We start from the raw sequence: 5,606 nt of genomic DNA on the forward strand, positions 1-5,606 counted from the left end.
ACACGCAGTCCGGCGCCTGGTCGCGGAGCGGCAGGGCGATCGGGCCGACGCGGTCCGGCGGGACCGCGAGACCGCGAGACCGAGCGTGACCGACGGGAGTTCGCGGCCGGGGTCGACGAGGTGTGGCGGAGCGCCACCGAGGGACACGTCCGACCGCCGACCGTCGAGGAGAACCAGCGCGCGACGGTTCAGGGCGTCTGCGGTGAGCATCTCGTGCCCGCCGGAAGCGGCGACCCCGATGCCCACGAGGACATCGTGAACGAGATTGTGAAGCGGTACCGCGCTACTGACCCGCCCCTACTGCTCCCGGCCCTCGCTCCCCGCCGAAGGGGCGCCGAGAAGGTCGGACAGACCGCGGTCGACGGCGTCGCCGAGGTCCTCTCTGCCGGCCGCCACGACAGCGAACGTACGGAGCAGGAAGCGGCGCAGGGCCGGGGTGTCGAACTGGAGCAGGGCCAGGCCGTGCGGCGAGTGGAGTTCGAGGACCGTTCGTGCGGGCCCGCACGGCCAGATGTGGACGTCACCGCTCCCGGCGGGCCGCCGCACTCCCTCCTCCAGCAGGCTCCGGGCGAAGGTCCAGATCACCCCCTCGCCGTCCAGGGCGGCCTCGGCCGGGAAGTCGATGTGCACGGCCAGCGGATCCGTCGAGGCGTAGCGGAGCGTGGCATGGACGGGGAGCTCCTGCTCCTCCGAGGTGATCAGACGTGCACGCGCGGGCTGTTCGAGGGTGACATCCATGGCAGTCTCCGCTCCGGTTCGGGCCGACGGTGGCGATGCCGACGCGTTGTGCCGACGTGGTGTTACGACCCCGAAATGGCCTCTCCGATTACGCGGAACCCGCAGCTTTTAATGTGACCTGCATCACTGTCATGCGTGGTTTTCCGCAGGGATCAAGGACCCTTGGGCGATTCGGGGGCAACCTGACGATGCGCCCCGGCAGCACATCACCACGCATCGCACAAAAGGCCGTCGAACACGCGACTGAATGAGCTGTCACTCATCCCCACCGATCCACCAAGTCGCGTACCCCGCCTACGACTTGGCACACCGGGCGCGTACCGTTTTCGCATCACGAAAACCGTCCAGGGAGACTGTGGCATATGCCAGAAGCACCACCGTCCCGTGTGTTGCCAAATCCCTTACAGGGCGTCGCAGGCTGTGCAACAGTCGTAACCGGTCTTCCGTCAGCCTTGGTCGTACCGTCCCTTCATCGGAGTGCGTCATGCCGCCCCATCTCTCCGCGGACCGTCCAGCCGCCCAGCCTCCCGCGCGCGGCCCGGTCGACGCTCTCATCACGCAGGCCCGACAGCTCAAAGGTGACGTGGACGCCGTACGACGGGACACACCGGCCGACGGATCGGACCCGCAGGGACGCTGGCAGCGCGCACTGTACGACCTGGCGATGCACCAACTGAGCGACCTCGACGAGCACTTGGCCCAGCTGCGGGACGGACCGCAGCCCCTCCCCGAGGCCCCCGCGGCCGCCGGCACACTGCCCCCGGTATCAGCCGCGCCGACCCCTCCCCGGCCCGACTCGCTCCTCAGCCGGGTCGGCAGCGCGGAGTGGAACCTCCTTACCGACGAGGCCAGTTGGTCCGGCGAGCTGTACCAGATCCTCGGCCGGGACCCCGCCGCGGACCCGCTCACTCTCGACGAGCTGCCCTCCCTGGTCCTCGACGAGGACCGGCCGCGGCTCACCGCGATGGTCACGGACTGTCTCATCGACGCCAAGCCCATCGACGGCGAGTTCCGCGTCGTGCGGCCCGACGGCGGCGTACGCACCGTGCACATGATGGGCGAGCCCGTGCTCGACGCCGACGGCAGCACCGCCTCCATGTGGGCCGTGCTCCGGGACGTCAGCGAACTGCGCCGCAGCCAGCGGACGGTGAGCGAGACCCGTGACTCGTTGCAGCGTCACCGGCACCACGCGCAGTCCGAGCGCCGGCTCGCGGTCGAGCTGCAGGAGGCGGTGCTGCCGCCGTGGCGCGGCTCGCTGCGACTCCCGCACCAGGGCCCCGAAACCCTCGACCTGGCCGCTCGCTACCTCCCCTCCTCGACGAGCGCGCTGATCGGCGGCGACTGGTACGACGCGCTCGAACTGTCCGACGGCGACACCCTGTTGAGCGTCGGCGACCTCACCGGACACGGAGTGACCGTGACCTCCGGCATGGCGATGCTGCTGGGCGCGCTGCGCGGCATGGCCGTGGCGGGCACCCAGCCGGGCCAACTCATGACCTGGCTCAACCAGTTACTCGACGCGTCCGTCCAGCCGGCCCTGGGCAGCGCGGTCTGCTGCCGCTACCGGCCGGACACCCGCACCCTCACCTGGGCCCAGGCAGGACACCCCGCCCCGCTGCTGTTCCGCGACGGGACGGGGCGCGTGCTGAACCCACCGGAGGGCGTTCTCCTCGGCGCGACCTCGGGCGCCGTCTACGGACAGGCCGAGGAGACCCTCGAACCCGGCGACGTGCTCCTCCTGCACACCGACGGACTGGTGCCCGGACTCCGGGAAGGCACCGCCGCCGAGCACCGCCTGCTCGAACTGGCCCCACGCTTCGGCGAGGCGCGGACCGCGCAGGACTGTGTACGGGCGGTGGTGGAGGAGTTCGGCGAGACCGAGCGCGAGGACGACGCCTGTGTACTCGTCGCCAGGGTGGCCCCGTAAGGGGCCTGGACCCGCAGGACCTAGACCCGCGCGTTGTTCCCGCCCCTTCCCCTCGTCTGCTTGGGCAGCGACAGTTTGATCTCCTCGCGGAGTTCGTCGATCTTGGGAAAGCTGGAGTACTCGGCGGTGAGCCGGTACATCTCGCGCAGCCGGTCCCAGGTACGACGGGACGAGTTCGAGCCCATCGACACGAGGGCCAACCGCGCGTACCCGGCCGCCTGTTCGGGGTCGTCCGCGATGAAGCAGGCGGAGGCCATGGACAGGAAGTCGAAGATCTTCGACCGCTCCCGGCCGTCGACCCTCAGTTCGAGGGCCTTCTCGGCGTAGTACTGGGCCTGCACGGCGGCCGCAGGCTCGTGCTCGGCCAGCGTCCGGTAGGCCAGGGCCTGCATGCCGTACAGGTCCTCTGCCTTGAACATCTGCATCCAGCTCGGCGGCGGCACATCACCCTTGTCGGAGACGAAGAGGTCCTCCGCCTGGCCGAGGGTGCGGCGCATCGCCTGACCGCGCCCCATGGACGCCTGCGCCCAGGCCTCGACGGTGTACAGCATGGCCTGCGTGCGGGGCAGGGTCTCCTCGCCCGAGCCGGAGTTGGCGAGATTCATGAGGTCGAGCGCGTCGTCGGGCCGGCCCAGGTGCACCATCTGGCGAGCCGCCCGGGAGAGCGCCTCCCCGGCACGCGGCCGGTCGCCGCCCTCTCGGGCCGCGTGGGCGGCGATGACGAAGTACTTCTGGGCCGTGGGTTCCAGGCCGACGTCGTGCGACATCCAGCCGGCGAGGACCGCGAGGTTGGCGGCGACGCCCCACAGGCGCCGCTGGAGGGGTTCGGGATGTCGGTAGGCGAGCATGCCGCCCACCTCGTTGAGCTGACCCACCACCGCCTTGCGCTGGAGGCCGCCGCCGCGAGCGGCGTCCCAGGCCCGGAACACCTCGACCGCGCGTTCCAGTTCCTCGATCTCCTGCCACCCGATGGGGGCGGCCTCGTACCGGTCGAAACCGGCAGGGTCAGCGGAATCCGCGTGCAGGGGATCGTCGAGGTCGGGTGCGTCGGCGGAGAGAGTCGGGTCGGTGTGCAGCCAGTCGTGCATGGCACTGCTGAGTGCGGAGCCTGCGGTGAGAGCGACGCCCGCACCCACCAAGCCGCGTCGGTTGAGCATGAGGTCCATTCCCGTGAATTCGGTGAGGACCGCGGCAGTCCGTTCGGGCGCCCACGGCACGCCGTCGGGAGCTTCCGCACTCCCGCCGCCCGGCCGTTTCCCCACACGCCCGTGCCGGACCAGACCTAAGTCCTCAATGGTCACGACACGGCCGAGACGCTCGGTGAACAGGGCAGCCAGTACGCGCGGCACCGGATCGCGCGGGATCTCTCCCGTGTCGATCCACCGCCGCACCCGCGAGGTGTCGGTCGCCAGCTGGGGGTGGCCCATGGCCGCCGCCTGCCGGTTGACCAGCCGCGCGAGTTCGCCCTTGGACCAGCCGGCCAGGCCGAACAGGTCCGTCAGACGAGTGTTGGGTTGTCCGCTCACGTCAAGCCCCCAGGTTCTCGGCTGAGTTGACAGTAACCGTCTGTCAGTTGCTGAGCGACTATTCGCCAGGGTTCGCCAGGGTTCGCCAGATGGTGTGCCACTGGTCATCGGGTGTCAGGTAGGAATGCGCCACCCCGACCCGGTCGCCGTCCTTTTGCAGCAGGTGCACTCCCCAGGGTGTACCTGGGAGACCGGGCCGGGTAGCGCATGACCGTCGCAGGCACACGAAGGGATCTGTTTCTCCCATGTACGCAGCATCGTCCTCCGTGTCCGCCCCTCCACGGCTGCTGCACCCCCGCCCGGGTGGCAGCGGCCCCTACCTCGACCCCGCGCGTCAGGCGGCACCGGCCCTCGGTAGTGGCGTCGGTGCCGGCCGGACCCGACGGCTGCCGGGGATCGGCACCCAGCCGCTCAGCGGCAGACTCGACCTGTCCGGTCCCCAGGGCGCCCAACTGCGCACGGCCATCGCCTCGGTGCACCGGATCTGCCCGGAGTTCGCACCGGTGCAGGTGCTGCGCCGCAGCGGACGCTCCGTGCTCCTGGTCGGGACGACAGGGCGCAGCACGGCCGTCGCGAAGTGTTTACTGGACCAGTCCCCGGCCTGGGCCGAGCGCATCCGGCACGAAATAGCGGCGTACCGCTCGTTCGTCCGGCACCGCCCGCCGGTGCGGGTGCCCAGACTGATCGCGGCGGACCCGGACAACTGCACACTGGTCATCGAGCGGATGCCGGGCCGGGTCGCGGCCCTGCAGAGGCATCCGGCCGAGGCGCCGCCGCGTGCGGACATCAGGGCGGCTCTCAGCGCCATCTGCCGGCTCAACGCCTGGCGTCCGCCGGCCGGCACGTTCGACGCGCCGCTCGACTACGCGGCACGTATCTCCCGGTATCACGAGCTGGGGCTGCTCACCGACCGGGACATGGGCGACCTCCAGAAGCTGGTGCACGGCATCGCGCACTCGGCGGGCCGCCAGGGAATGGGCCAGTTCTGCCACGGCGACGCACTCCTGTCCAACATCCTCCTCTCACCGGCCGGTCCAGTGCTGGTGGACTGGGAGCATGCGGGCTGGTATCTGCCGGGGTACGACCTGGCGACGCTGTGGGCGGTCCTCGGTGACGCGCCGGTGGCCCGGCGGCAGATCAGCCAGCTCGCGCAGGCGGCGGGACCGGCGGCACGGGACGCCTTCCTGGTAAACCTGATGCTGGTACTGACGCGCGAGATCCGTACGTACGAACTGGCCGTGCAGCGTTCGATGCACGAGTCGACCCCGGCGGCACCGGGACCGGCCCACCCGGGTGCTGCGCCGTCCGGCGAGGAACAGCGGCTGCTGCTGAGGCGGCTGCACGACGACTGCCAACTGGCCCGACGGGCCGTGCGCGCGGCGGTCGGCACTCGCTGACGGGGGACGTGGGCCCGC

The 5,606-nt window shown here is 70.7% G+C and carries 4 protein-coding genes and 1 pseudogene; 3 read left to right on the forward strand and 2 right to left on the reverse strand.

Going from position 1 to position 5,606, the window contains the following annotated elements:
• Positions 1 to 81: 81 nt before the first annotated feature.
• Positions 82 to 276: pseudogene (locus STRTUCAR8_RS55855) on the forward strand (baeRF3 domain-containing protein); the annotation flags it as partial.
• A 21-nt stretch (positions 277 to 297) separates the two neighbouring features.
• On the opposite strand, the gene STRTUCAR8_RS29750 reads toward STRTUCAR8_RS55855, so the two are convergent.
• Entirely contained in the window at positions 298 to 738 is a 441-nt protein-coding gene (locus STRTUCAR8_RS29750; RefSeq protein ID WP_044473131.1) for an SsgA family sporulation/cell division regulator, read from the reverse strand.
• 484 nt (positions 739 to 1,222) lie between these two features.
• Between STRTUCAR8_RS29750 and STRTUCAR8_RS29755 the strand changes: the two genes are divergently transcribed.
• Positions 1,223 to 2,665 (forward strand): PP2C family protein-serine/threonine phosphatase, encoded by a 1,443-nt coding sequence (locus STRTUCAR8_RS29755; RefSeq protein WP_006379827.1) that lies wholly within the window; start codon positions 1,223 to 1,225, stop codon positions 2,663 to 2,665.
• Positions 2,666 to 2,685: 20 nt separating this feature from the next.
• Here the strand turns inward: STRTUCAR8_RS29755 and STRTUCAR8_RS29760 are convergent, their stop codons facing one another.
• Positions 2,686 to 4,191 (reverse strand): DNA-binding protein NsdB, encoded by a 1,506-nt coding sequence (locus tag STRTUCAR8_RS29760; RefSeq protein ID WP_006379828.1) that lies wholly within the window; start codon positions 4,189 to 4,191, stop codon positions 2,686 to 2,688.
• 245 nt (positions 4,192 to 4,436) lie between these two features.
• On the opposite strand from STRTUCAR8_RS29760, the gene STRTUCAR8_RS29765 reads away from it, so the two are divergent.
• Positions 4,437 to 5,588 (forward strand): aminoglycoside phosphotransferase family protein, encoded by a 1,152-nt coding sequence (locus STRTUCAR8_RS29765; protein WP_006379826.1) that lies wholly within the window; start codon positions 4,437 to 4,439, stop codon positions 5,586 to 5,588.
• Positions 5,589 to 5,606: the final 18 nt, after the last annotated feature.

It is taken from the genome of Streptomyces turgidiscabies Car8, from assembly GCF_000331005.1.
GTDB classification, from domain to species: domain Bacteria; phylum Actinomycetota; class Actinomycetes; order Streptomycetales; family Streptomycetaceae; genus Streptomyces; species Streptomyces turgidiscabies.